The sequence below is a fragment of the Streptomyces zinciresistens K42 genome (assembly GCF_000225525.1).
GTDB classification, from domain to species: domain Bacteria; phylum Actinomycetota; class Actinomycetes; order Streptomycetales; family Streptomycetaceae; genus Streptomyces; species Streptomyces zinciresistens.
In genome coordinates this window covers 22,920-44,839 of the sequence record NZ_AGBF01000019.1, presented here as the reverse complement: position 1 = coordinate 44,839, position 21,920 = coordinate 22,920, and the positions used below count along the sequence as shown (strand labels likewise).

The following is a 21,920-nucleotide window of genomic DNA, read 5'->3' as shown; positions in this document are numbered from 1 at the left end:
CTCGGCCATACCTACTGCCCGTGGAGGCGCACGTGACGAAGCTGAAGTGCCCTGCCTGCCCGCGGACCCGCGGGATCGGCCACTACCTCTGCCAGACCTGCTGGGCCCAGCTCGCGGGCGATACCCGAAGGCGCCTCAGCCTGCGCGACGGCAGGGCCCTGCGCCGTCTCCGCGAGCTCCACTCCGGCCTCGAACACGGCCGCCCGCTGCGGGAGATCAGGGTCAGCCGATGACCGGACCCGCCCGCCGGTACCAGCACGCCGCGATCGCCGGCGCGATCGTCCTCGCCGCGGCCGCCGCAGGCTCGGCCGCCCAGCACGCGCTCGTACCCGCCTGCCTGTTCGGGCTCGGCGTCCTGGTCCTCACCGAAGCCGCGCTGCGCGAGCACCGACGGCTCAAACGCCGCCGCCTCGAGGCCGACTGGACCCGAGCCCGCGCCCTCGGCCACACCCCGGCACCCCTCACCCCGTGCTGCCTCCTCAACGGCCACGCCGAGGACATCCACGACCAGAACTGCACCTCCGGCCACACCCTCGCAGCGTTCCTCGACCGCATCGAGCAGCAGCACCGGAGAGACGAATGAACGGCCGGGCTCTTCCCGGCACCTGCGGATCCCGCGCCCGCCGGCCAGCCCGGCCGCATCCCGCACACCTCCCCACCCCCGCCCGCACCACCAGCAGGAAGGCGGACCCCGTGATCTGCACCCTGTGCTCCACGCACCAGCTCGACCACGGCCGGCTGTGCCCCGACTGTGCCCGCACCACCCTCGGCCGCCTGGCCCAGCTCCCACGCCTGTGGGCGACTCTCGAGGCGTGGCTCTCGCCCGGAACCGCCGGGCCCGCAGGCCCGGCCCAGTACGGCGGACGCACCCGCATGGCCGAAGCGCCGATGCCGCTCAACCAGGAGGTCCTCGACCTGCGCGGCCCGGGCGGCATCATCGGCGTCCTCGAAGACTGGCGGGAGGCCATCCACAGCGAACGCCACCTGCCCGTCCCGGCCCGCACCGGCTCGCTCTGGTACCGGCTGACCCGCGCGTCCGCCGGCCTGCAGGACCAGGTCCACTTCATCGTCCTGTGGGAGCAGGGCGGACAACTCGCCCTCGAGGTGCGCCACCTGGTCGACCGTGTCCGCGCCGTCGTCCAGCCGGGCAGGGCCCTGGACGAACCGCCCGAGCCCACGTTCCTCGGCTACTGCATCGCCGTCGACGAGGGCGGCATCATCTGCGGCCGCCGGCTGTGGGCCGACCTGCGCCGCACGGTGCAGTGCGGCTGGTGCCTGTGCCAGTACCCGCCCGACACCTGGCTGGCCCTGCGCCGCTTCCAGCCCGGAAACCACCCCCCGCCCGGCGAGCAACCCGCCGACGGCCGCGCACCGGGCACCGCGGCGGCCTAGCAGCCCGGCTGGTCACCCGTGGGCATCAATCCAGGCGAACCGCCTGACAACACCCGTCACCGGCTGCACACTTCCTTCACACTGCAGCACACCTTGGGGGAATTCATGGCCACCAACCCGTACTTCAACGCCCCGCTCGCGCCCGCCCGGCCGAGAATGTTCGCCTCCACCTTCGCCAAGGTGGTCTGGACGATCGTGCCCGTCGTCACGCTCGGCATGTGCGCGGCGGTGCCGTTCGTCGTCGCCGCGGTGAAGGGCGTCGTCAAGCCCTGGCTCGCGATCACCTACGTCGTCGGCGAGATCGCCATCATCGGCGTGGCGATGGCCATGTCCCCGGACCCCAGCGACAGCAACCCCCTCGCCGGCTTCCTGCTGGTCATCCTGATCATCACGGCGGCCACCCACACCGCGCTCCTCGACAACGAGAAGATCAACATCGGCAAATAGCGCCGGCCCGCCCACCCGCACGACGACCACCGAGGAAGAGCATGAGCCTGAACTGGCGTACCGCCGAAGTCGAACTCGCCGAACAGCTGGTCCCCAACCCGAACGCCGAGCACCAGCTCCTCCAGCGGCTGCACAATGTCCGCGTCGCGATCGAGGCCGGCTTCCTTCACATCGACCCCCGCACGAAGGACTACGTGCCCCCGCCCGGCCAGGACACGTACACCGTGACCGTCGTACCGGCGCACCTCGTGCGCAGGGTCACCTACCAGGCCGAGACGCCGAAGAAGGCAGAGACCGTCGAGGTACGGGTGGGCTGACCTCGCACGCCGCTCCTGGACGACGAGGCCCTCCTCCGCCCCGGCGGGGAGGGCCTCGTCACAGATTGATGACCTCACGCAGAGGCGGTCCCTCCTGATGCCAAGGTGCTGGCATGAGATGTGTGAGAGCTGTGCTCGTCGCCGGACTGATCGTCATGACCGCTTCCGCCTGCGGGTCGGGTTCCGGGGGTGATCCGGCCGAGTCGGCGCCGGCGACACAGCCGGAGAGCACGCCGGCGCCGGCGAGCAGCGAGGCGTCCTCCCCGCCACCGTCCGACCCTTCGCCGTCCGACCCGCCAGCGAGCGAACCGGCCGCCAGCGAGCCGGCCTCACAGAGCCTGTTCCCGGGGCGGACGGTGCGCCAGAGCGAGGACAGCGTCATCGCCAGCCGGGCGTCGTACGGCAAGGGCTGGCCGTGGAAGACGTCCGATGTCGTGCTCGCCTGCAGCGACGCCGTCGGCGGCGGGGCGTACCTGAACGCGGCGAACGGCGAGAACTACCTGCTCACAGGCACGATCACCCGGCCCGGCTTCGTGAAGGGCAACGCGGGCACCGAGTTGTGGAACGGCAAGGACGGCGACGCGTACGCGCAGTGGCTGGACGCCGGGGAGACGCTGTGCCCGGACGCTGGCTGAGGCGGCCGCCGCCCCCGTTCACGGCGACCAGACATGGGGCCCGCCGCCGCGCCAGTCGATGAGGGTGCTGCGGACGACGTCCATCTCGTCGAAGGACGGGAGGCCGGCCGTCTGGATGAATGCGGCGACGTCCTGGACGCTGTAGGCCCGGCCGAGGATGGTGCCGTCGATGCGGACGCGGCGGCCGCCGTCCTCGTCGGGCGGGTAGATCACCACGGGCTGGTCGTCGGCCATGCCTCCAGCCTCACCCGCGGCCCGACCGGGCGCACGGTGGGCTACTCCGCCCGCCGGTTGGGCCCGGCCGCCCGATCACCCCGCCGTCGCTGGTCGGCGGCGTTCTGCCCCAGCCGAGGGTCGCTACGCAACCCGGTTCACATGGATGCAGCGCCTCCCGCTTCCATAACGCCTCACGGTGAGGTATTATGGAGTCATCGAACCGAGGGGGCCACGATGAACAGCACCGCCGCAGCCGTCCAGGCCGACGTCACCGTCGCCACCATCCGCACCTGGTGCCGCGCCGGCGCCGTCGCCGCCGTCAAGCAGGCCGGCCGCTGGATCATCGACGCCGCCTCCCTCGCCCGCCGCATCGCCATCGGCGCCATGAAGCGCCGCCCTGCCCGCACGGAGACGCCCATGATCGACCTGGCCGCCGGATACACCGTCACCCACTGGACCCCCGGCGAGCGCACCGAGACCATCACCCCGGTCGTGAAGCGCTCCCGCCGCCCCCGCCCCGTCTGCGGCCACACCATCACGGTCAGCGGCCTCGCCCCCCTCTTCGCCGACCGCTTCGACGCCATCCCCGAGAGCGACCGCGCGCACTTCCTCACCGTTTTCCGCTCCGCCCTCATCGTCATCACCGAACTCCCTGACGCCGACTGGGCCGGCGACCCGCAGGGCCGCGACGACGGCCTGCTCCGTACCACCTACCGGGGCGACGTCCCCGGCATCAGCATCGCCGACGTCCTCGACCTCGCCGCCCGGCTCCGCACCCAGCTCGCCGCCTGACCGAAAGGACCGCCCTCATGGCAGAGACCGCCACCCCGGACCAGATCCGGACCATCCTGGACCTCCTGCGCCGACAGGCCCGGGACGGGGAGGCCGGCACCGTCGGCTTCTTCAAGGGCCCCACCGACCGGGACGGCATCGCCACCCTCACCCGGACCGAGGCCGACCTCTACATCGACTCCCTGCGGGGCGAGTACTGATGACGACCGTCACGCTCCGGATCCGCGCGGGCAGCGCCCCGGAAACGGTCGACCTCGACACCCTCACCCCCAAGGCGCGTGCCCTCGCCGAGGCCATCCACATGTCCGTCGGCCACCAGCCCCTCGGCGTCCTGTGCGACACCGGCCTGACCAAGGGAGACAACCCCAACCACACCCTGCTGCACGGCAGCGGCCCCCGCGCCGACGAGATCGCCGGACAGCCCGACCACCGGTTCATGACGAACCTCGAACCGCTGCCCCGCCACGCCGTCACCGGCCCGCAGGAGTGGCTGGAGTACAACGCCCGGCAGATGCCCGTGTACGCGTGGCCGATCGCGGGTGCCCGCAGCCGGATCGAGGCGCTCACCGAACGGGTCCCGTCCGCGGACGCGGCCCGCGACGACCGCTGCATGACCCGCGACCAGGCGCTGCGGCACCTCGCCGACGGCGGCACCGCCCTCACCGGCGGCGCGTGGATCGCACTGCAGAAGGCCGGGAACGCCCCGCACCCCCGGCACTACGCGCTCGGCGGCCGGATGCCGCTGTGGCACGTCGATGACCTGGACGCCTACCGGGCACGCGACTACGAGCGCTGGACCATCAGCACGGTCGCCGCGTACCTCGGGTACACCGGGCCGTCCGCGAACGGCAGTGCACGCCGGCAGCTGTCCCGCTGGGGGCTGGGGCAGGTGGACCGCGCTCCCGGCCGGGGCGGCGAGGGGCGATTCGCCGCGGATCAGGTGACAGCCCTGCATACTGCGCGCCCGGGGCGCGGCCGGCACGGGGCGCAGCGCAGTGACGGCGGCAGGTTCACGGCCGAGGAGAGCGACCACGCCCCGAACGTGCAGCAGCCCTTCCCCTTGCCGAAAGGATCTGCTCATGAGTGAGCGAGTGAACGTCATCATCCTGCTGCTGTTCGGCGACCAGGCCGAGGTCGTCGCGGACGTACCCCCCGGTGAGCGCGCCGAGCCCGAGCGCTACCCGGCGTCCGAGATCGCCGGCGCCGTCGGCCTGCCCGTCGACCGGCTGGCCGGGAAGCGGCTGACGGCCGACGTCGGCGACGGCGACCGGCTGTCCGGCTGGCGACTGCGGTAGTCGCCTGCGCCGGTTCAGGTCCTCGCACCCGCCTGACCTCGCACCACCAGAACGCCCCGCCGACGCTGGTCGGCGGGGCGCCGTCATGCCCCGCGGGGCCTGCGCTGCGCCTCCCACGCCCGCAGCGTCGCCGGCGGCCCGGCAGAGCCCCCGACGGCTGCATGAACTCATCCCTCCGGCGCCCCCGTTGCGCGCGGCCGGTTCTTGCCGGATCCGGAGTAGCCGGCCTCGATGTCCTGCACGGTCCGCAGGGAGACGCCCAGCAGTGCCGCGATCTTCCGGTACGGCACGGGCGGCTGCTGCGCGCGCAGGTCCAGCACAACCTTCCGCCTGTCCTCACGCCACCGCTTCACCCGCTCGGCCTGATCGGCGAGAACCTCGCTGATCGCTCGTGCGCGCACCGCTGGATCCCCGACGGCCTCCACGGCATCCATGGCTTCGATCACCCGCTGGGCCTCCTCGGTCACACCCGGCCTCATCTCATCGGGCGGGCCGCTTGCCTAGAGTGTATGGGGTCCCATACATTCGAGGGAAGCAGCCCGCGCTGCTGCATAACGGCGAAACCCCTCGACCCATACGGAGCGGCTACTCCGGGCCGAGGGGTGGACCCGTCCCAGAAGCGATCAAAAGGAGAGGTCCGCCATGGAGCGTACCGAGCCCGACCCCGTGGACGTAGCCCTGCGTGTGCTCCTCACCGAGCCCAGCTACGCCGCCCAGATGCTGATCGTCACCGCCCGCATGCTCGAGATGGACCACACCAGCCCGATCACGGCACAGGCCCGCGAGCACGCCATGACCACCGCCGCCGACATCATCCTCACCGGACTCCCCGAGGCCGTCACCCACGAGAGCCTGCAGCGCGCCCACCGCGCCCTGCCGCCCCTCGCGCCCGCCGGCACCCGCGGCCAGCACGCCCTCCTCCTGCGCCAGGCCGCCCGGAGCCTGGGATGAACACCCCCAACAGCCGCGGACAGGCCCACATCAACGCCCAGGTCCGCGACATGCTCCAGCAGCTCGCCGACCGCCTGCAGACACGCCGCCCCGACGAGACACTCACCGCGACCGCCAGGATCGCCGCCATCCAGGCGACCACCATGGACCCGCCGCTCGCCCGCACCCTGCGCGAGCACTGCCCCGAGGTCACCGGCCCGATCACACGCTCCGCGTACGCGGCCCTCCTGCGCCAGGCCGCCGACCGGCTCAGCACCAGCCGGCCCGCCTCGCAGGCCGAACGGGTCGCCGCACTGCACGAGCAGTGCGACCGCGACTACGCCGACGGCCGCGCGCACCGCGACCTCAACGGCAACCGCGACGACGCCCACCTCATCGCCGACGCCACGCACGGCTGACCACCAGACCGCCCGGCCCGCGCGTACAGCCCCCAGCGCGCGGGCCGGGCCCCACCCGAAGGCAGTGGCTGCTCGGCCGGCGCCCTGCTGACCGCTCAGCCCGGCCCGTTCCTCGCCGCATCCGTCCTCGCCCTCTACGCCTGGCGCTGCGCCCCGCACCGCCGCTGACCGTTCCGGAGAAACCCGCCATGAAGACCCGCACGATCGAGCGGACCCGCCTCGTCCCCCACACCGTGGACGGCGAAACCGAGATGGTCCTGCACCGCGAGATGATCGAGGTCCCCGCGCCGCCCCGCGACTGGGACCAGCTGGTGCGCACCGCCGTCACCGCCGGCGCCGTCATCCTCGTCACCGCTTCCCTCGCCTGGACCACCGCCAGCATCGGCGACCTCCTGGCCACCGTCACCCTCCCCGCCGTCGCCTACGCCGCGGCCGTCGCCTTCGACGCCTCCTGGATCATGTGCATGGGAGTCGAGTGGCTCCTGCGCTACGACCCCGCCCGCGCCAAGGCGGCGCGCACCGCCGGATGGTGGGCGCTCGCCGTGTCCATGGCCGCCGTCGGCGCCCACGGCTACGTCGCCGGGCAGTGGGTCGTCGGCGCCGTCGGCGCCCTCGTCTCCGGCCTCGCCAAGGGCGGCTGGTCCATGGCCATGCGCGTCCACGCCCGGCCCCTCGACGACCGCACCCAGCAGTGGGTCAACGCCCGCCGCGCCCGGCTCGACGGCCGCCTCGCCATGATCCCGATCCACCGCGAGCTCCAGCGCGGCCAGGCCCTCGTCGACGCCGAACAGCGCGCCCTCGGAGTCCCGGAGGAAAACGGATCCGCGGATCCGGGATCCTCCGCCACCCCCGACGCTCTTCCGCAGTCTCCGGATTCCACGGTCAGCCCGATCCGCACGGGCCGCGTGACCACGCAGGAAGCCGTCCGCGCCGCCTGGGACTCCGGGATCCGCGACCCGGAGACCGTCCTGCGCACCGTCCGCACCGCGACCGGCAAGGACGTCCCGCAGTCCAGCGTCGACCGGTACCTGCGCGCCCTGCGCGTCGGCGCCTGACCACCCCGGCCGACAGCCCGCCCCTCACGAAAGGCCCCCTGTGATCCTCGCCCTCCTCCTGGCGGCCGCGCTGGTGCCCGGCGCCGCCACCGTGTGGCTGCTGCGCCACCACGGCTGGGCGCTGGCCTGCACGGCCGGGGCGGCCGTCACCCTCAGCCTGCCCGGTCTCGCCCTCCTCCTGGCGGTGCTCTTCCCGCCCCTCGGCATCGCCGCGGCGCTCGCCTCGACGACGGCCGCCCTGCGCGCCTACGACGACGGCCGCATCTGGGCCGGAACCGCCTGGGCAGGCACGGCCGGGCTCGCCCTCACCTGCGCGGCGGTGGCCCTGTGAGCGAGCGCCGCCCCATCATCCCGACCCGGGTCATCCCCGCCGCTGCCGTGCCCCGGCCAGCCCCGGCCTCTCCCCCGCCCCCACCGCCCCCGCCGCCTCCACCCGCTCTTCCGGATGTTCCGGATCCGCAGTGGTGGCGCGGAGCACCCTCCACCCCGCCAGTGCCCGTACCCGTCGACATCCGCATCACCGTGCACCTCGACCAGGGCGGAACTCCCGCCCTCCCGGATCCGCACCCCGTTCCCCGCTGGTGGTCGCGGATCCGGATCGGCTACAACCTCGCCCTCGCCGCGCTCTCCCTCACCCTCGCCGGACCGTGGGCCGCCCTCCTCACAGCCGTCCGCGACGAGGCATCCCTCGCCGGCGCCTGGGTCATGGCCCTGATCCCGCTGACCGTCCTCGCCGTCCTGGACAACGCCCGCCGCGCCGAACTGGCCGGCGCCCACCCCGACCTGTGGGCCCCCAAGTGGCTCGCCGCGCTCACCCGCCTCCTGCTGTGGGCCGCCGTCCTCGGCACGGTGCTCACCCTCCCGATCACCACGCTCGTCTACGCCCTGACCGGAGTGAAGCCCGCATGAACACCACCCTGGCCGCGGGCCAGTACACGACCACCACCATCTCGACCGCCGGCTTCGCCCTCGGTCTGGCCCTGCTCGGCACCGAGCTGTGGCGCTGGCACAAGGGCGGGGCCGGAGCGGGCAGGGGCGCCGGTCCCGCCGCCGGCGGGACCGCCCGCGACCCGAAAGCGCTGGTCCCGCTCGGCTTCGGCATCGTCTGCGGCATCCTCATGATCGCCTGCCCCGCCGGCCTCCTCGGCACCCTCGCCCAGTTCCTGCGCTGGGGCGGCAACAGCGTCGGCGACGTCACCATGAAATGGCTCACCGGCGCCCCGAGCCAGACCCTCGGCAGCGCCGCCACCCCCCGCATCGACGGCTACGGCGCCATCGTCGTCGCCGCCCTCGCCGTGTCCCTCTGGCTGCTGCGCAAATCGATCGCCAAGGCCGTGAAAGGCAAATGGTGGAAGGGCGTCCTCATCGGCGTTCTGCTGTGCGTGTCCACCGGCACCGCCGCCCTCATCGCCCAGCAGATCGTCGAGGGAGCGAACGGGCTCGGCGCCTGGGCCATCAACGGCATCGCCAAGGGCCGGATCGCATGAACGCACCCACCACCCAGCAGTGGCTGCGCACCGCCCTCCACCGCATCAGGACCGGCTCCGCACGCCGCACCCTGTACCTCGCCACATGGACGGTCCACCGCGGCCGCCGCGCCTGGCACCGCACCGCCGACTGGCTCGCGCAGGGCAGCGGCACCGGCTGGCTGCTGCGCCTGGCCGTCCTCCTGGCCGCGGCCGCCGTGCTGCGCAAGGCCGGCACCGCCCTCGCCTGCAGCCTGTACACGCGCATCGAGGGCGGGGGAGCACCGTGGATCCCGGCCGGCGCCGCCGCATGGTGGATCGTCTCCGCGTACCGCGCGGGCAGAGACGGATGGACACCGAAACGGCCCGCCATCCCCACACCCGCGGAAGCCGGCCCGCACCAGGAGCAGGAGCAGGACGCCGCCGCGCAGGAGCAGCCGGCCCCCGCCGCCGAGCAGCCGGCAGCCCCCGCCCTCCGGCCCGTCGCCCTGGTCGCCGCAGTCCGCGACATCGGCACCCCGCACGCCCAGCTGAAGCCCCTCGCCGAGCACCTCGGCGTGAGCACCGACGCGGTGCGCGACACGGCTGCCGCACTCGGCTGGCCCGTGAAGGACGTACGCCAGACCGGCCGCTCCGCGTCCGCCGGCCTGCGCTGGGACGAGTGCCCCTCCCCCGCCCTCGCCGATCCCTCACCGAGTGTCGTCGCCGCAGGTCAGCCCACCGACGACAACGACGACGACAGTGCATGGACCGCCGTCCCCGACGACCACAACCCCGTCCGCACCCACGTGCGATGGCACACCCCGTAACCCCCCGCCCCACGTCCCATCCCGACCACGCAAGACAGGAACCCACATGATCACCCGACTGCGCGCCACCGTCACCCGCTACACCCAGCCACCCCTGGACTACTGCACCCACTGCGCCGGCCACTTCCCGCCGAGCCACTTCCCCTGCACCTGACCACTGCCACACTGAAGACCAGGCCCCGCCGCGCAAACCCCCGACGCGGCGGGGCCTGCCGCCCGCCGCCTGACGTCACAACTCAGACACACCCCCTCCGCCGACTGCGCACACAGATGGATGATGCCGACAGACCGCACACCCTGGGGGAAACCATGCGCCGCACCACCATCCTGCTCACCGCCTGCCTGCTCCTCGCCGGGACCGCGGTCGGCTGCTCGAAGCCCTACGACGAGAAAGCCAAGGACTGCGCCACCGCGCTCACCGAGCAGACCGGGGGCAACCCCGCGGACAAGCCGACCGTCAGCGAGGCGAAGGAGCGCACCGACGCGCTCGACAAGACTCTCGCCGCCATGGTCCGCACGGGGTACGAGCGCATAGCCAAGGACGCGGCCGACACTGTGGAGAACAAGACCAAGGAGGCCGGGAAGACCCGGCCGGGGGCCTGCGAGCCACTCTCGGACGACGACTACACCGACCTGCTGATGGCCAAGACCATCGACGGCCTGGGATGGACCGGCGACGGCGGGCAGTTCGACAGGCTGAAGATGCTGGACGGCCTGCGGAACTAGCATCGCCGCCCGCTTGCGCCTCAACTCGGTTCGGCCAGCGCACCGTCCGGCCACCCCGAACACCGTGCGGCACCATAGGCCGCATGCGCTACACGTCCATCCCGCCCGGCTACCTCACCACCGAACTCGCCGCGCACGCCTGCGGCGTGAAGCCCGCGACCATCCGCGACTGGGTCCGCCGCGGCCTCCTCCACCGCACCGCCGGCAGCACCCGCCACCCCCTCTACCTCCTCGACGCCGTCACCACCGCCCACGCCGCCGCCAAGCCCACCCGACCAGGCCAGCGACGCCACCCGGCAAACCCCACTTGACGTGCAACGATCCATGCGCCACGATCTTCCCGCACAACCATGTCCAAAAACGGACACCCACAACGCACCACGCAGGCCCCGGAAACGGCGAGATCCGGGGCCTTCGTCGTGCCCGCGCCCGCCGCACAAGCCGCTCACACCGGCACTCACCTCCGGGGGGTTGGGGAGCGCCGGCACCGTGCGGCGGGCGCACCCACCCGCCACCAGGAGCCCACCGTGCCCGACACCTTCAACCGCACCACCGCCCTCCGCCTCGCCCAGCAGCACGCCTTCGAACACGCCCGCACCGCCCAGGAGCAGCACGACCAGGCCCTCACCGAAACCAAGTACGCCGACGAACGCGCCGACAACGACTACATGCGCACAGCCGTCGCCGAAGCCCGCCAGCGCGCACAACACCACAACACCCGCAGCAACCAAGCCGGCCGCCTCGCCGAGATGTGGGCCCGCGTCAGCACAGCCCTCGCCACCAGCCCCGACGGAACCGACACCGCCCCCACCGCGTACGACCTGACCGTCCAGCTCGACCCCAACGACGTCACCCAGACGCTCGCCCGCCGCGTACACACACAGCGCCAGCCAGGCACCCCATGAGCACACCACGCAACCCGCGCAACGGCCGCCCCTACCGCCGTCTCTGCGCCCAGCAACGCGCCCTGCTCCTGCCCTGCTGGTGGTGCGGCGGCGCGATCCGCTACGACATCACAGGCCCCGCCGCACAACGCCACCGCGACGCCTTCACCCTCGACCACGCCCAGCCTCTGTCGAAGGGCGGCGACCTCCTGGACAAGGCGAACGCCCGCTCCGCACACCGGCGTTGCAACTCACAGCGCGGCAACCGCACCGACGCCAAACGCCAGCCCATCCGCGCCTCACGGAGGTGGTGATGCTCCCCAGCCTCGTCGCCTCCCTTCAGACCCTCTCCGCCGCTGAGGCTGCACGCCATCAGGACCCACCTCAGCAGGGCACCACGACCGCCGAACAGTTCATCGCCAAAGCAGCAGCCCTGCTCAAAGACGGCCACGCCCCGGACTCCGTAGCCGCTGCGATCATCACCGGCAACCACACGCTGCTGCGCCCCGCCCGCAGCAACGTGGAGCGCGTGCTGCGCTTCCCGAACCGCCAGGAGCTCCGCGCCGGGTTCGCCCTCTTCGCCCGGGCCTACGAGGGCGATCGCTTCGTGGAGCGCGTGTCACGCGCCTACGGTGGCGAGCGGATCGACTTCCACAACGGCACGTCCGTCCTCTTCCACGTGGGCACAGGCTGCCTCTGGCCTCTCGCCTGCGACTACCCGGCGCCCTGCCCTGGCTGCCAGCTGCCCCCGGAGACGCTGATGCGCCCCAGCATCGTCACCTTCCTCGAAACCATCCTCACCGCCGAGGCCGAACGCCAGCGCCACCCGTTCACCCAGTGGCACACCAAGGACTGCGAAGCAGTCCCCGACGTGCTGTACCCAGACCGTGAGCCCGGCGCCTGCGGCGTACCCGAGCAGGTCCTCGCCGAGATCGAAGGGCGACGTGCGCTCCTCGACGAACACCAGGACGTCAACGACGGCGCCTGCGGCACCTGCGTAGACGGCCAGTGGGGCTACCCCACCCACGGCGGCAGCAACCCCCAGCCGTACCCATGCCGGACCCTCCGGCTGCTCGCCCTGCCGCACGCGGCCCGGGAGGGCTATCAAGAGGAGTGGCGGCCGTGACCTACGACCAGGACCGCACGACGTTCGAGAACCACCACGCTCCAACCCACCGCTGCCCTTGACCTGATGGAGGTGGTGACCATGGCCACCGGCCAGCTCAGCTGCCACACCCGCTGCCCGGACTGCGGCGAAGAGATCACCCTCGACGCCCACCTGCGCCTGGAGATGAAGCGCATGGTCGTCGGCATCAACATGGCACCCGTGCACGCACACCTCAGCGACCGGCACTCCCTGCCGCCCCAGCCCATCCACCCCGAGGACGGACCGGCCGACGGCCGGTGACCCACCATGCTCTACGTCGTCACCGGCCCGCCGGCCGCGGGCAAGTCCAGCTGGATCGAGGCCCGCGCCAAGGCGAACGACATCGTCATCGACCTCGACCTCATCGCACGCGCACTCACCGGCCCCGGCGCACCCCAGTGGAACCACGACGCCATCGCCAGCAAGATCGCGCTGCGCGCCCGCTACGCCGCCATCGACGAGGCGCTCAAGCACCTCGATGCCGTCGACGTCTACCTGACCCACACGATGCCCAGCGACACCTGGCGCGCCCGCTACCGGAGCGTCGGTGCGGAGATCATCACCGTCGACCCTGGCGAGCAAGTGGTGCGTGAGCGCGTGAGCGCGATGCGATCGAGCGCGATGAACCGTGTGGTCACCCGCTGGTACCGGCAGCACCGCGGCGGCCAGGCACAGCCGGTCACCGCCCAGTCCTCCCGGGACTGGTAGCCCTCCGTCACTACTGCGCCCTGGTCACACAGGGCGACGCCGAGCGATGCTGAGGCGGGCACGCGCGGCCCGTTCGTGATCGCTGGCGCGGTCGACGGGAGGGAGCGGATCGAAAGTTCAGAGGCGAGCGGGCGACCCAAAATCCCTTTGTCCCCCGGCTCTCTCCCCGAGCCGATCGCTAATCACCGCGAACCGAGTTCGGCCCATTTAGTGGACCATGATCACGACCGGCGGGTCGTTACTCTCCGTCATGACCGACTGTCGTCACCCTCGGTGACACCCCGCCGGGCCGGAGGTGATCATGGCCGAGTCCGGGCCCAAGCGTGTCCGTGCCGGAGCCGTCGCCAAGGCGACCAAGACCGAACTCGATGACCTCGGCGTATCCCCCGAGACGAACGCCTCGGCCGCCGCCGCCCTGCGACTCGCCAGGATCATGGACTCGGCCGTGGACCCCAAGGAGATCGCCGCAGCAGCCCGCGAGCTCCGCCAGGCCATGCACACAGTGCGAGCGCTGGCCCCTCCGAAGAACAGGGGGGACAAGATCGATGAACTCGCCGCTCGCCGCCCCCGCCACAGCGCGTAACCACGCTGACCCCATCGGCTGCCAGAGCCCGCGGATCATCTCCACCCCGCACTACCGGCGCATCGAGACCGGGCGTTGGAGCGGCGCCGAGGACCAGGCCGCGCTGGAGTTCCGCTCCCCGTCCGGCCAGGAGGCCGTCGAGCTCGCCGCCGACGCCGGGCTGCACCTCGATCCGTGGCAGCAGCTCGGCCTGCACCACTCGCTGGCCGAGGACCACGAGGGACGGTGGACCTCTTTCGAGGTCGTCCAGAACGTCACCAGGCAGAACGGCAAGGGCGGCTACCTCGAGGCCCGGCAGTTGGCCGGCGTCATGCTGTTCGGCGACAAGCTGGTTGTCCACACCGCCCATGAGTTCAAGACCGCCCGGGAATCCTTCCGCCGGCTGGACCAGCTGATCGAGGGCTCGTACGCCCTCAGCCGCCGTGTGAAGCGCGTGGTCCGCGCGCACGGCGAAGAGGGCTTCGAGTTCCACAACGGGGCGCGGATCCTCTTCCTGGCGCGTACCGGCAGCTCGGGGCGTGGCTTCTCTGGGGACCTGGTGGTGATGGACGAGGCGATGTCGCTGCGGGCGGCTCCGATCGGCGCACTGCTGCCGATCATGTCGGCCCGCCGGAACCCGCAGCTGGTGTACACGTGCTCGGCCGGTATCGGCGAGGAGAGCGAGCAGCTGGCGCTGCTGCGGGCGCGGGCGCTGGCGGATCGTCAGGAGCCGGACGAGTCCCTGACGTACCTGGAGTGGTCCGCCGAGCTGCACACGCGGGAGTGCCCGCGGGACGAGGACGGTCGGATTGTGTGTGCCGAGCATGACGACCGTGGCGAGGTGCGGACGTGGCAGCGGGTGAATCCGGCGCTGGGGATCCGGATCCGGGTGCAGGCGGTACGGCGTGAGCTGGCGACGATGCGGGCGGATCTGTTCAACCGTGAGCGGCTCGGCGTGGGCGACTATCCGGTGCAGGCCGAGGAGACGTGGCAGGTCATCGACGAGGCGGCCTGGCGGGCGCTGCGCGTGCGGCAGTCGGATCTCTCGGACCCGGTGGCGTTCTCCATCGACACGACGCCGGAGCGGTCGCACTCGGCGATCAGCGTGGCCGGCCGTGCCGGTGAGGACGGCCGGCACGTCGAGGTGGTGCAGCACCGCCCGGGCACGGACTGGGTGATCGACTGGGCGGCCGAGCGGGACGAGAAGTGGTCACCGTGTGTGTGGGTGATCGACGAGGGCGGCCCGGCAGGGTCGCTGGCCGCGGAGCTGCGCAAGCGTCTCAAGGCGCGGGGGCGGGATCACCTGGTCGTGGCGCCGAAGGTTCGTGAACTGACTCAGGCGTGCGGCCAGTTCTACGACCGCACCCAGTCCGGCACGCAGCCCGCCACTCTGCGGCACCTGGACCAGGCGCCGCTGGCGACGGCGCTGGCCGGTGCTACGAAGCGCCAGGTGGGCGATGCGTGGCTGTGGTCGCGGCGCGGTGACGGTGTGGATGTGTCTCCGCTGGTGGCGTCCACGTACGCGCTGTGGGGCTGGGAGCAGTACCACGATGTCGAGCCGGAAGGGGCGCCGAACCTGTGGTGACGAGGGAGCCGGCTGGGCCGGAGGGTCGTGGGGGCCGGTGGCTGCTGGTGGTTGAGGTGCTGTTCGTGCTGGTGGCCGTCGCCGGGCTGGCGCTTTGGAGTGTGCCGGGGGCGTTGCTGGCGGGCGGGGTGCTGGGGGTGCTGGCGTGTGAGCGTGCGTCGGCTGACAGGCGTGCCGCAGGGGTGCGGGCCGGTGGGGAAGCGGCGGGGGGTGAGCGGCAGTGAGCGGGCTGTTCGGGCTTTTCGGCGGGCGGACGCAGAGGGGGCTGGAGAGTCCGGCGCAGCCGCTCACTTCCGCCGCGCTGAGCGAGTTCCTCGGCGGGGTGCAGTCCGACACCGGGGTGCCGGTGTCGGAGACGACTGCGCTGCGTGCGTCGCCGGTGTGGCGGGCGGTGTCGCTGATCGCGGGGGTTTCCTCGGCGCTGCCGCTGCCCGTGTACCGCCGGGGCACGCGGGAGAAGGAGCAGTCGGGGCTGCTGGAGGATCCGCATCCGGACCTGACGCCGGTGGAGCTGTGGCGGTTCGCGTACACGTACCGGGTGCTGTGGGGGAACTCCTACATCCAGAAGGTGCGGTCCGGGGCGGGGCAGGTGAAGGAGTTGTGGCCGGTCTCCTCGGACCGTGTCCAGGTGGTGCGGGAGAAGCCGGACGACGCCAACCCGTCCGGCAAGTGGTTCTACGTGACGGATGACTGGGGTGTCCTGCACTTCCTGACTCCGCGCGACATCCTGCATATCCCCGGTCTCGGCTATGACGGGCTGACGGGCTGCTCGCCGGTGCGGCTGGCGTCTCAGGGGATCGGGCTGGCGCAGGCGGCGGAGAAGTCCGCGGCGCGGCTGTTCGGCAGCGGCAACATCGTCGGTGGTGTGTTGCAGACGGAGCAGCGCCTGGAGCCGGATCAGGCGGCCCGGCTGAAGGAGCGGTGGAAGGCCAAGCTGTCCGGGGTCAGTAACAGTCATGAGATCGCTGTCCTGGACAGCGGTGCCTCGTACACGCCCATCGCGATGCCCAACTCTGACGCGCAGTTCCTTGAGTCCCGGCAGTTCCAGGTGGTGGAGATCGCGCGTATGTTCGGCGTGCCGCCGTTCCTGCTGATGTCCACGGAGAAGTCCACCAGCTGGGGCACCGGGCTGGAGCAGCAGGCGCAGGGCTGGATCACTTTCGACCTGAACCCGACGTGGCTGGTGCCGACCGAGCAGCGGGTGACCAAGGAGCTCCTGCCGCCCTCGCTGTATGCGAACTATCAGATGGGCGGGCTGCTGCGGGGCGACTCGCAGGCGCGGGCGACGTTCTACCGGGCGATGCGCGATGTCGGCGCTTTCTCGGCCGACGATGTGCGGGCGCTCGAGGAGATGCCGCCGCTGCCCGAGGGCGCGGGAGGCGACGTCTATCTGCAGCCGATGTACATGGCTCCGCTGGGTTCCAACCCGCTGGCGCCGGAGGGTGACCAGCCGGCCGGGGCGAGTGCGAACAGGGCGCGGGCGGCCGCGCTGATGGCGGAGGCGCAGCGGCTGCTGGCGGGCCCGGACGAGATCGAGGAAGGCTTCTGATGAGGACTCTGACGAGGACGACGGCTGAGGAGCGCCGCCGCCTGCCTCTCTCGACGGCGGACGTGGTGATCCGCGCCGACGAGGGCGTGGTCGCGGGCGAGCGGTTCAAGGGCTATGCGGCGGTGTTCGACTCCCGTACGGCGATCGGGAATCCGCTGCGGTGGGGGTTCTACGAGGAGATCGCCCCGGGCGCGTTCACCAAGACGCTGTCCGAGGGCGATGCCCGGATGCTGATCGACCACGACTCGTACTACGTGGTCTCCCGGGTGTCGGCCGGCACGCTGTCGCTGGCGGAGGACGCCCGTGGTCTGGCCGTGGACTCTGCCCTGGACACCGGGCTGTCGTACGTGACGGACCTGAAGGCGAACGTCCGCAACGGCAACATCACCGGCATGTCCTTCGGGTTCTATGTGATGAAGGACCAGTGGTCGACCGAGACCATCGACACGTCCGAGGGGCCCGTCGACGTCGAGGTGCGGCGCATCCTCGAGGCCCGCCTGATCGAGGTCTCGGCGGTCACCTTCCCTGCGTACGAGGAGACGGAGGCGGAGCTCGCGTCCGTGGCGTCGGCGCTCGTGAGCCGTGGTGACGCGGCCGCGATCGAGAAGCGGGCGAAGTTCAGGCCGGAGCTGCGCGACCTGCTGCAGCTGGTCGGCGCTGGCGCGGCCGGCGACTCCTGCACGGCCCCGGCCGGCGAGGCGTCCGCAGCGGCCGAGGGCGACGCCCGTACGGCTGCGGTGGCGGAGGAGCGCGGGGCGCTGCCCGCGCATTCCACCGGGACCTCCGACTCGGCGTGGGACGGTCCGGCGAACTCGGCGGATCTCCCCGCCGAGGAGACGGCGCTGCGGATGGCGCACGCCTGGGTGGATCCGGTCGGTGCTGTCGACGCGAAGAGCAGCTACCGCTTCATCCACCATTTTGTCGACATGGACGGGAACGTGGGCGCGGCGTCGACAGTCGCGTGCACCACCGGTATCGGCGTCCTCAACGGCGACCGCGGCGGGACCACGATCCCCGAGGAGGACCGCCAGGCGGTCTACAAGCACCTGGCCCGGCACCTGAAGGATGCCGGGATCAAGGCGCCCGAACTGAATGCTGCGCACGGCGAGCCGGGTGAGTCCACTCGCGAGACCAGCACACCGCAGCCCGCGCCCGCGGACACGGACGGCAGCGAGCCGGCAGAGACCACTCGCAGCGGCCCGGACGCGCGCGTCCTGCGCATGAGGGGACTGGCCGCCCGCTACGGGCTGCCTACCGCCCGCTCGTAATCACGTACTCACCCCGGAAGGCCCCGAGCAGTTGCTTCGGGGCCTTCGGCATGCCTGGGAAGGACAGACATGGCCGCACAGCTCACCCGGCTCATCGAGGAGCAGAACACCGTCTGGCAGCGGATGCAGGACATCCAGCAGCTCGCCGAGCGCGAGAACCGGGACTGGACCGCGGAGGAGCGCGCCAACTGGGATGCCGCCGAGGCGCGACTGACCGAGGTGTCCGCCGACATCGACCGCCTGAACAAGATGGCCGCCCTCGACAAGATCGACCGGGGGCAGATCGTCACGACCACCGGCGAGCCCGACAACGACCGCCGCGGCAGCGACACCGAGGACAAGGCCAAGCGCTACAGCGACGCTTTCGGCCGCTACCTGCGCGGCGGCATGGACCGGCTCACCCCGGAACAGCGCAGTCTGATGATGGACAACGAGGTCGACCTGCGCGCCATGGGCGCGAACATCGACACGGCCGGCGGGTTCACCGTGCCGGACGAGTTCCGCAACATCATGACCGAGACGATGAAGGCTTTCGGTGGCCTGCTCGGTCTGGCCGAGGTGATCCCGACCGGTACCGGCGCGGACCTGAAGTGGCCGGTCAACGACGACACGGCCAACGAGGGCGAGATCCTCGGCGAGAACGACGAGGCCGGCGAGCAGGACATCCAGGTCGGCGGCCGGACCCTGAAGGCGTACATCTTCAGCTCCAAGCAGGTCAAGCTGTCGATGTCCCTGCTGCAGGACTCGGTGTTCCCGCTCGACTCGTGGGTGCCGAAGAAGCTCGGCGAGCGGATCGGACGGCGCGCGGCGCGCGCCTGGACCACTGGGACGGGCGTGGACCAGCCGGAGGGCCTGACGGCGGGGGCGGTGGTCGGCAAGACCGGCGCCAACGGCCAGACCACGTCGGTGATCTACGACGACCTGATCGACCTCGAGCACAGCGTCGACAGTGCGTACCGGCCCAACGGCCGGTACCTGATGCACGACAACACCCTCAAGGTGATCCGCAAGCTGAAGGACGGCCAGCAGCGCCCGCTGTGGGTGCCGATCCCCGCCCCGGGCTTCCCTTCCACCATCAACGGTTTCGAGTACACGCTGGACAACTCGATGCCCGTCCCGGCAGCCGGCGCCAAGTCCATCGCGTTCGGCGACTTCCGGGCGGGCTACGTCATCCGCCAGGTCCAGCAGGTGCAGACGCTGCGGCTGACCGAGCGCTACGCGGAGAAGCTGCAGGTCGCCTTCCTCGGGTTCTCCCGCATGGACGGCATGATCCAGGACTCGTCCGCGATCCGCATGTACCAGCACGCCGCCAGCTGACCAACCCCGCCAGCGGGCCCAGGACTTCGGCCCTGGGCCCGCTGGCATCCTCAGGAAGGAACACGTCATGAGGGACGCGTACTCGAACGTCACCGTCCGCCCCAGCCTGCCGATCGCCGCGCGCACCGCGGCGGCCAACGGCGCGAGCGTCGACCGGTACGCCGCCGGCGCCGCCTACCAGGACGCGATGATCGTCGTGCACACCGGGGCCATCACCGACGGCACCCACGCCATCGACGTGCAGGACTCGGACGACAACAGCTCCTGGGCCTCGGTGCCCGCCGCGCAGCTGCAGGGCGCGGAGCCGTCCATCGGATCGACCGACGACGACAAGGTGTACGTCATCGGCTACAAGGGCGCCAAGCGGTACCTGCGCGTCGCGGTCACCCCGTCGGGCACCACGTCCGGCGGCGTCTACGGGGCCAGCGTCATGCTCGCCAACCCGCGGGTCGCACCGGCGGTGCACAGCTGATGCCGCACATCAGGGTGCTCGAGGCGATCGCCGGGGCCGACTTCTCGTGGGTCCCCGGCGACGTCGTCGAGGTGAGCGAGGAGGAGGCCGCGTCGTGGGCGGACGGGCACCGCGCCGTCCTCGCCGACGACGGCGGCCCGGCCGGGGCGCAGCCCGCCATGGTCCACCAGGAGCCGGACGTCGTCGGTGAGGACGGCCGGCCCCTCGAGGTCCTGGCGGCCACGCTCGACGAGGTCGAGGCGCCGGACGGCGCCGGCGGTGCGCGCTGGGTGCGCTGGTCCGTGACCGTCCGGCTGCCGGCGGACGGTGACCGGCAGACGCCGGCGCCCGCGGACCCGGCCGCCGTCCAGGACCAGGAGCCCGGGGCGGTGAAGGCGTTCGATCCGCGTGAGCACACCAACCGGGAGGTGCTCGCCTACCTCGACGGCGTCGGAGAGCAGGAGGCGCTGCGCGTGCTCGGTGTCGAGGCCGGCGAGGGCGAGAACCGGGCCGGGATCGGCAAGTTGCGCGATCAGGTCCTGCAGGCCGCGCGTGAGCGGGACGCCGCCGAGGGCGCCGGCCAGGCCGGAGCGGAGAAGGCCGCGGACTACTCGCGCGGCGGAGGCGGCGCCCCGGCGCCCGAGACCCGCGACTGGTAGGAGGTGAGCGGTGCCGTACGACCTCGGCGCGACCGCGCGCCTGAACGCCGAGTGCCGGGACCCGGCCGGCGCCCTCGTCACGGCGGGCTCCGCCGTCGTGACGGTCACCCTGCCCGACGGCACGACCGTCACCCCGGACAGCGAACAGACTGCCACCGCGGGCCTCTACCAGGCCGACTACGTCACACAGGTCGCGGGCCGGCACACGGTGCGCTGGCTGTTCGCCGTCCCGGCGCACGCGTACACCGACAGCTTCGACGTCCGCGACGAGGCACCGCCCACCGTGCTGTCCCTGCAGGACGCCAAGACCCTGCTGAAGAAGCAGGACTCAAGGGACGACCCGCTCGTCCGGTTCTGGCTGGAGGCCAGCACCCGGGCGGTGGAGCACTTCGTGGGCCCGGTCGTCGTGCGCACGGTGACCGAGGACCACCAGGTCGGCCGGGTCACCTCCCTCGCCCTGCGCAAAGCCCCGGTGCTCTCCCTGCTGTCCGTGACGTCGCTGCACTCCGGAGGCGGCGGCTACGCCCCCGACACCCTGCACCTGGACCCGGTCACAGGTGCGGTGACCCGCAGGGACGGCGGGCAGCTCACCGGCCCGCTGCAGGTCGTCTACCGGGCGGGCCGGCCGGTCGTCCCGGCGAACATCCTCGCCGGCGCCCAGCTGATCCTTCAGCACCTGTGGCGCACCGCCGCAGGCCCGGGCCGGCCGCAGCGGGGCACGGACGACTTCGATGTGACCGAGCCCATCCCGGGCCTCGGCTACGCGATCCCCAACCGGGCGGTGCAGATGCTCAGCCCGGACGACGACGGACCAGGAATCGCCTGATGGCCACCTCTGCCGTACCCGGCGTGATCGCCGAACTCCTGAGCATCCTGCGCACCCCGGCGATCCCCGACGTGGACGTGATCGACGGCCCGCCCACGGACGACGTCAACACGCAGGACCTCATCTGCATCGGCTGGACTCCCGACGGGGACCAGGCCGCGGAGCTGCAGCAGAACTTCAACGCCGCCGGAGCGCGCACCCGCGACGAGACGATCGCGATCACCGGAACCGTGGACGTGTGGTCCGGGGACAGCGACTTCGCTGCCGCGCGCGGCCGCGTCTTCGCGCTGCTCGGTGAGATCGAGCAGCGGATCCGCGCGACCGGCCCCAATCCCGAGGCGCCCACGCTCAACGGGGCGGTGCTGTGGGCGCATCTGACGTCGGGCGCGCTGCGCCAGTCCTACACCGACCAGGGCGCACGGGCGGCCCTGAGCTTCACGGTGTCCTGTCACGCCCGGATCTGAG

At 72.1% G+C, this 21,920-nt stretch carries 35 protein-coding genes; 33 read left to right on the top strand and 2 right to left on the bottom strand.

The features are described from left to right. The first annotated feature begins 32 nt into the window (after window positions 1-32). The 6 genes from SZN_RS09380 to SZN_RS41305 all read left to right on the top strand — a co-directional run bounded on the left by SZN_RS09380 (window position 33) and on the right by SZN_RS41305 (window position 2,791). Window positions 33-233, top strand: coding sequence for a hypothetical protein (locus SZN_RS09380; protein ID WP_007493650.1), 201 nt, complete (start codon window positions 33-35; stop codon window positions 231-233). Further along, a complete protein-coding gene (locus SZN_RS09375) occupies window positions 230-583 on the top strand; it encodes a hypothetical protein (RefSeq protein ID WP_007493649.1) in 354 nt (117 codons plus the stop codon). Before SZN_RS09380 ends, SZN_RS09375 begins: the two co-directional genes overlap by 4 nt. A gap of 110 nt (window positions 584-693) precedes the next feature. Continuing rightward, window positions 694-1,392, top strand: coding sequence for a hypothetical protein (locus SZN_RS09370; protein WP_007493648.1), 699 nt, complete (start codon window positions 694-696; stop codon window positions 1,390-1,392). A gap of 105 nt (window positions 1,393-1,497) precedes the next feature. Continuing rightward, on the top strand, window positions 1,498-1,839 hold the full coding sequence (locus tag SZN_RS09365) for a hypothetical protein (RefSeq protein WP_007493647.1): 342 nt from the start codon (window positions 1,498-1,500) through the stop codon (window positions 1,837-1,839). A gap of 41 nt (window positions 1,840-1,880) precedes the next feature. Further along, window positions 1,881-2,156 (top strand): hypothetical protein, encoded by a 276-nt coding sequence (locus SZN_RS09360; protein WP_007493646.1) that lies wholly within the window; start codon window positions 1,881-1,883, stop codon window positions 2,154-2,156. A 122-nt stretch (window positions 2,157-2,278) separates the two neighbouring features. Beyond that, a complete protein-coding gene (locus SZN_RS41305) occupies window positions 2,279-2,791 on the top strand; it encodes a hypothetical protein (RefSeq protein WP_167546297.1) in 513 nt (170 codons plus the stop codon). An 18-nt stretch (window positions 2,792-2,809) separates the two neighbouring features. Here SZN_RS41305 and SZN_RS09350 read toward each other — a convergent pair whose 3' ends face one another. Continuing rightward, window positions 2,810-3,025 (bottom strand): hypothetical protein, encoded by a 216-nt coding sequence (locus SZN_RS09350; protein WP_007493644.1) that lies wholly within the window; start codon window positions 3,023-3,025, stop codon window positions 2,810-2,812. Between the two features lie 216 nt (window positions 3,026-3,241). Here SZN_RS09350 and SZN_RS09345 point away from each other — a divergent pair, with 216 nt between their 5' ends. From SZN_RS09345 to SZN_RS09330, 4 genes are read left to right on the top strand one after another with little or no spacing between them, the layout of a single operon-like run. Then, window positions 3,242-3,799, top strand: coding sequence for a hypothetical protein (locus SZN_RS09345; RefSeq protein WP_007493642.1), 558 nt, complete (start codon window positions 3,242-3,244; stop codon window positions 3,797-3,799). Window positions 3,800-3,816: 17 nt separating this feature from the next. Next, entirely contained in the window at window positions 3,817-3,999 is a 183-nt protein-coding gene (locus SZN_RS09340; RefSeq protein ID WP_007493640.1) for a hypothetical protein, read from the top strand. Continuing rightward, a complete protein-coding gene (locus SZN_RS09335; protein ID WP_007493638.1) occupies window positions 3,999-4,886 on the top strand; it encodes a hypothetical protein in 888 nt (295 codons plus the stop codon). The genes SZN_RS09340 and SZN_RS09335 overlap by 1 nt, the downstream gene beginning before the upstream one ends. Further along, the gene (locus SZN_RS09330; RefSeq protein ID WP_043729492.1) at window positions 4,879-5,094 is read left to right on the top strand and encodes a hypothetical protein; all 216 of its coding nucleotides are present in this window, start codon (window positions 4,879-4,881) and stop codon (window positions 5,092-5,094) included. The genes SZN_RS09335 and SZN_RS09330 overlap by 8 nt, the downstream gene beginning before the upstream one ends. Window positions 5,095-5,261: 167 nt before the next feature. Here SZN_RS09330 and SZN_RS09325 read toward each other — a convergent pair whose 3' ends face one another. Next, window positions 5,262-5,561 carry a helix-turn-helix domain-containing protein gene (locus tag SZN_RS09325; protein ID WP_007493633.1) on the bottom strand — a complete coding sequence of 100 codons (300 nt, stop codon included), beginning with the start codon at window positions 5,559-5,561 and terminating at the stop codon, window positions 5,262-5,264. Window positions 5,562-5,736: 175 nt separating this feature from the next. On the opposite strand from SZN_RS09325, the gene SZN_RS09320 reads away from it, so the two are divergent. From SZN_RS09320 to SZN_RS09205, 23 genes are all read left to right on the top strand, one after another. After that, window positions 5,737-6,045, top strand: coding sequence for a hypothetical protein (locus tag SZN_RS09320; protein WP_007493632.1), 309 nt, complete (start codon window positions 5,737-5,739; stop codon window positions 6,043-6,045). Continuing rightward, the gene (locus SZN_RS09315) at window positions 6,042-6,443 is read left to right on the top strand and encodes a hypothetical protein (protein ID WP_007493629.1); all 402 of its coding nucleotides are present in this window, start codon (window positions 6,042-6,044) and stop codon (window positions 6,441-6,443) included. Before SZN_RS09320 ends, SZN_RS09315 begins: the two co-directional genes overlap by 4 nt. A gap of 188 nt (window positions 6,444-6,631) precedes the next feature. Then, complete coding sequence (locus SZN_RS09310) at window positions 6,632-7,498, top strand: hypothetical protein (RefSeq protein WP_007493627.1); 867 nt, start codon at window positions 6,632-6,634, stop codon at window positions 7,496-7,498. Between the two features lie 40 nt (window positions 7,499-7,538). Next, entirely contained in the window at window positions 7,539-7,829 is a 291-nt protein-coding gene (locus SZN_RS09305) for a hypothetical protein (protein ID WP_007493625.1), read from the top strand. A gap of 161 nt (window positions 7,830-7,990) precedes the next feature. Then, window positions 7,991-8,407 (top strand): hypothetical protein, encoded by a 417-nt coding sequence (locus tag SZN_RS09300; protein WP_007493623.1) that lies wholly within the window; start codon window positions 7,991-7,993, stop codon window positions 8,405-8,407. Further along, a complete protein-coding gene (locus tag SZN_RS09295; RefSeq protein ID WP_007493620.1) occupies window positions 8,404-8,985 on the top strand; it encodes a hypothetical protein in 582 nt (193 codons plus the stop codon). Before SZN_RS09300 ends, SZN_RS09295 begins: the two co-directional genes overlap by 4 nt. Beyond that, window positions 8,982-9,773 carry a hypothetical protein gene (locus SZN_RS09290; protein WP_007493618.1) on the top strand — a complete coding sequence of 264 codons (792 nt, stop codon included), beginning with the start codon at window positions 8,982-8,984 and terminating at the stop codon, window positions 9,771-9,773. Before SZN_RS09295 ends, SZN_RS09290 begins: the two co-directional genes overlap by 4 nt. A gap of 309 nt (window positions 9,774-10,082) precedes the next feature. Then, window positions 10,083-10,499 carry a hypothetical protein gene (locus SZN_RS09285; RefSeq protein ID WP_007493613.1) on the top strand — a complete coding sequence of 139 codons (417 nt, stop codon included), beginning with the start codon at window positions 10,083-10,085 and terminating at the stop codon, window positions 10,497-10,499. Window positions 10,500-10,582: 83 nt separating this feature from the next. Further along, window positions 10,583-10,810, top strand: coding sequence for a MerR family transcriptional regulator (locus SZN_RS09280; protein ID WP_007493611.1), 228 nt, complete (start codon window positions 10,583-10,585; stop codon window positions 10,808-10,810). 216 nt (window positions 10,811-11,026) lie between these two features. Continuing rightward, window positions 11,027-11,404, top strand: coding sequence for a hypothetical protein (locus SZN_RS09275; RefSeq protein WP_007493609.1), 378 nt, complete (start codon window positions 11,027-11,029; stop codon window positions 11,402-11,404). Next, the gene (locus SZN_RS09270) at window positions 11,401-11,697 is read left to right on the top strand and encodes an HNH endonuclease (protein WP_007493607.1); all 297 of its coding nucleotides are present in this window, start codon (window positions 11,401-11,403) and stop codon (window positions 11,695-11,697) included. The genes SZN_RS09275 and SZN_RS09270 overlap by 4 nt, the downstream gene beginning before the upstream one ends. Next, a complete protein-coding gene (locus tag SZN_RS09265; RefSeq protein ID WP_007493605.1) occupies window positions 11,697-12,509 on the top strand; it encodes a DUF6221 family protein in 813 nt (270 codons plus the stop codon). Before SZN_RS09270 ends, SZN_RS09265 begins: the two co-directional genes overlap by 1 nt. 66 nt (window positions 12,510-12,575) lie before the next feature. After that, window positions 12,576-12,791, top strand: coding sequence for a hypothetical protein (locus SZN_RS09260; RefSeq protein WP_043729485.1), 216 nt, complete (start codon window positions 12,576-12,578; stop codon window positions 12,789-12,791). A 6-nt stretch (window positions 12,792-12,797) separates the two neighbouring features. Next, complete coding sequence (locus SZN_RS09255) at window positions 12,798-13,238, top strand: AAA family ATPase (RefSeq protein ID WP_007493600.1); 441 nt, start codon at window positions 12,798-12,800, stop codon at window positions 13,236-13,238. Window positions 13,239-13,539: 301 nt separating this feature from the next. Further along, entirely contained in the window at window positions 13,540-13,821 is a 282-nt protein-coding gene (locus tag SZN_RS09250; RefSeq protein WP_007493599.1) for a hypothetical protein, read from the top strand. Continuing rightward, window positions 13,784-15,385, top strand: coding sequence for a hypothetical protein (locus SZN_RS09245; protein ID WP_007493596.1), 1,602 nt, complete (start codon window positions 13,784-13,786; stop codon window positions 15,383-15,385). Before SZN_RS09250 ends, SZN_RS09245 begins: the two co-directional genes overlap by 38 nt. 220 nt (window positions 15,386-15,605) lie before the next feature. Next, window positions 15,606-16,934 carry a phage portal protein gene (locus tag SZN_RS09235; protein WP_007493594.1) on the top strand — a complete coding sequence of 443 codons (1,329 nt, stop codon included), beginning with the start codon at window positions 15,606-15,608 and terminating at the stop codon, window positions 16,932-16,934. Next, on the top strand, window positions 16,934-18,202 hold the full coding sequence (locus tag SZN_RS40870) for an HK97 family phage prohead protease (RefSeq protein ID WP_007493593.1): 1,269 nt from the start codon (window positions 16,934-16,936) through the stop codon (window positions 18,200-18,202). The genes SZN_RS09235 and SZN_RS40870 overlap by 1 nt, the downstream gene beginning before the upstream one ends. A 69-nt stretch (window positions 18,203-18,271) precedes the next feature. Further along, on the top strand, window positions 18,272-19,519 hold the full coding sequence (locus SZN_RS09225) for a phage major capsid protein (protein ID WP_007493592.1): 1,248 nt from the start codon (window positions 18,272-18,274) through the stop codon (window positions 19,517-19,519). Window positions 19,520-19,586: 67 nt separating this feature from the next. Then, window positions 19,587-19,991 (top strand): hypothetical protein, encoded by a 405-nt coding sequence (locus SZN_RS09220; protein WP_007493591.1) that lies wholly within the window; start codon window positions 19,587-19,589, stop codon window positions 19,989-19,991. Then, window positions 19,991-20,629 (top strand): hypothetical protein, encoded by a 639-nt coding sequence (locus SZN_RS09215; protein WP_007493590.1) that lies wholly within the window; start codon window positions 19,991-19,993, stop codon window positions 20,627-20,629. Before SZN_RS09220 ends, SZN_RS09215 begins: the two co-directional genes overlap by 1 nt. A 10-nt stretch (window positions 20,630-20,639) precedes the next feature. After that, a complete protein-coding gene (locus tag SZN_RS41300; protein WP_007493589.1) occupies window positions 20,640-21,455 on the top strand; it encodes a hypothetical protein in 816 nt (271 codons plus the stop codon). Continuing rightward, the gene (locus SZN_RS09205) at window positions 21,455-21,919 is read left to right on the top strand and encodes a hypothetical protein (RefSeq protein ID WP_007493587.1); all 465 of its coding nucleotides are present in this window, start codon (window positions 21,455-21,457) and stop codon (window positions 21,917-21,919) included. Before SZN_RS41300 ends, SZN_RS09205 begins: the two co-directional genes overlap by 1 nt. Window position 21,920: the final 1 nt, after the last annotated feature.

Coding starts and splice junctions, on each gene's coding strand:
- SZN_RS09225 (WP_007493592.1), top strand. CDS start 18,272: ATGGCCGCACAGCTCACCCGGCTCATCGAGGAGCAGAACACCGTCTGG.
- SZN_RS09245 (WP_007493596.1), top strand. CDS start 13,784: ATGAACTCGCCGCTCGCCGCCCCCGCCACAGCGCGTAACCACGCTGAC.
- SZN_RS09220 (WP_007493591.1), top strand. CDS start 19,587: ATGAGGGACGCGTACTCGAACGTCACCGTCCGCCCCAGCCTGCCGATC.
- SZN_RS09265 (WP_007493605.1), top strand. CDS start 11,697: ATGCTCCCCAGCCTCGTCGCCTCCCTTCAGACCCTCTCCGCCGCTGAG.
- SZN_RS09345 (WP_007493642.1), top strand. CDS start 3,242: ATGAACAGCACCGCCGCAGCCGTCCAGGCCGACGTCACCGTCGCCACC.
- SZN_RS09250 (WP_007493599.1), top strand. CDS start 13,540: ATGGCCGAGTCCGGGCCCAAGCGTGTCCGTGCCGGAGCCGTCGCCAAG.
- SZN_RS09260 (WP_043729485.1), top strand. CDS start 12,576: ATGGAGGTGGTGACCATGGCCACCGGCCAGCTCAGCTGCCACACCCGC.
- SZN_RS09320 (WP_007493632.1), top strand. CDS start 5,737: ATGGAGCGTACCGAGCCCGACCCCGTGGACGTAGCCCTGCGTGTGCTC.
- SZN_RS09290 (WP_007493618.1), top strand. CDS start 8,982: ATGAACGCACCCACCACCCAGCAGTGGCTGCGCACCGCCCTCCACCGC.
- SZN_RS09310 (WP_007493627.1), top strand. CDS start 6,632: ATGAAGACCCGCACGATCGAGCGGACCCGCCTCGTCCCCCACACCGTG.
- SZN_RS09315 (WP_007493629.1), top strand. CDS start 6,042: ATGAACACCCCCAACAGCCGCGGACAGGCCCACATCAACGCCCAGGTC.
- SZN_RS09375 (WP_007493649.1), top strand. CDS start 230: ATGACCGGACCCGCCCGCCGGTACCAGCACGCCGCGATCGCCGGCGCG.
- SZN_RS09330 (WP_043729492.1), top strand. CDS start 4,879: ATGAGTGAGCGAGTGAACGTCATCATCCTGCTGCTGTTCGGCGACCAG.
- SZN_RS09205 (WP_007493587.1), top strand. CDS start 21,455: ATGGCCACCTCTGCCGTACCCGGCGTGATCGCCGAACTCCTGAGCATC.
- SZN_RS09270 (WP_007493607.1), top strand. CDS start 11,401: ATGAGCACACCACGCAACCCGCGCAACGGCCGCCCCTACCGCCGTCTC.
- SZN_RS09350 (WP_007493644.1), bottom strand. CDS start 3,025: ATGGCCGACGACCAGCCCGTGGTGATCTACCCGCCCGACGAGGACGGC.
- SZN_RS09285 (WP_007493613.1), top strand. CDS start 10,083: ATGCGCCGCACCACCATCCTGCTCACCGCCTGCCTGCTCCTCGCCGGG.
- SZN_RS09215 (WP_007493590.1), top strand. CDS start 19,991: ATGCCGCACATCAGGGTGCTCGAGGCGATCGCCGGGGCCGACTTCTCG.
- SZN_RS09295 (WP_007493620.1), top strand. CDS start 8,404: ATGAACACCACCCTGGCCGCGGGCCAGTACACGACCACCACCATCTCG.
- SZN_RS09360 (WP_007493646.1), top strand. CDS start 1,881: ATGAGCCTGAACTGGCGTACCGCCGAAGTCGAACTCGCCGAACAGCTG.
- SZN_RS09365 (WP_007493647.1), top strand. CDS start 1,498: ATGGCCACCAACCCGTACTTCAACGCCCCGCTCGCGCCCGCCCGGCCG.
- SZN_RS09335 (WP_007493638.1), top strand. CDS start 3,999: ATGACGACCGTCACGCTCCGGATCCGCGCGGGCAGCGCCCCGGAAACG.
- SZN_RS09255 (WP_007493600.1), top strand. CDS start 12,798: ATGCTCTACGTCGTCACCGGCCCGCCGGCCGCGGGCAAGTCCAGCTGG.
- SZN_RS40870 (WP_007493593.1), top strand. CDS start 16,934: ATGAGGACTCTGACGAGGACGACGGCTGAGGAGCGCCGCCGCCTGCCT.
- SZN_RS09340 (WP_007493640.1), top strand. CDS start 3,817: ATGGCAGAGACCGCCACCCCGGACCAGATCCGGACCATCCTGGACCTC.
- SZN_RS09280 (WP_007493611.1), top strand. CDS start 10,583: ATGCGCTACACGTCCATCCCGCCCGGCTACCTCACCACCGAACTCGCC.